Source organism: Streptomyces sp. SID3343, assembly GCF_009865215.1.
In the GTDB taxonomy this organism is placed as follows: Bacteria; Actinomycetota; Actinomycetes; order Streptomycetales; family Streptomycetaceae; genus Embleya.
The window spans coordinates 1-605 of record NZ_WWJX01000445.1 but is presented as its reverse complement, the minus strand read 5'-3'; the positions used below and the strand labels follow the sequence as shown (position 1 = coordinate 605).

Genomic DNA, 605 nt, shown 5'->3' with positions numbered 1-605 from the left:
GGCCGTCCCGGACGCCAAGGCCCGCCTGGACGCGGCCGACATCCGCGCCGCGGTACGGGCCGGCCGGGTGCGCGCGGCCTTCCACGTCTACAACACCGACGCGGAGGTGGACGCGGCCGTCGCGGCGCTCACCGGGTGACCGATGCGGGGCCGGCGGCCCCGCATCGAACCCGCTCAGCCCAGCAACGCCGGAGCGAGCGAGCGCCAGTCGCCGATCATCGGGTCGGTCATCGAATCCCCGAGCACCTGCACGCACACGTGGTCGGCGCCGGCCGCGAGCTGCTCGTCCACGCGCACCCGGATGGCCGCCTCGTCACCCGACACCACGAGCCGATCGACCAACCGCTCGCTGCCGCCGTCGGCGAAGTCGTCCTCGGTCAGCCCGAGCCGCAGCCAGTTGTTCCGGTAGTTCGGCAGATCGAGGTACGTCTTCAGGTGCTCGCGCGCACGGCGCAGCGCGGTTTCCCGATCGGAGGTGAGCACGGCGGCCTGCTCGACCGCGAGCAGGCGGTCCGCGCCGATCGCGGCCCGAGCCTGCGTCGTGTGCTCGGGCGTCACGAGGTAGGTGTGCGCGCCCTCGGCCCGCTCGCGGGCGAGGTCGAGCA

1 pseudogene is annotated in these 605 nt (G+C 74.2%); it reads right to left on the bottom strand.

Going from position 1 to position 605, the window contains the following annotated elements:
* Positions 1–174: 174 nt before the first annotated feature.
* Positions 175–605: pseudogene (locus tag GT354_RS14310) on the bottom strand (LLM class F420-dependent oxidoreductase); the annotation flags it as partial.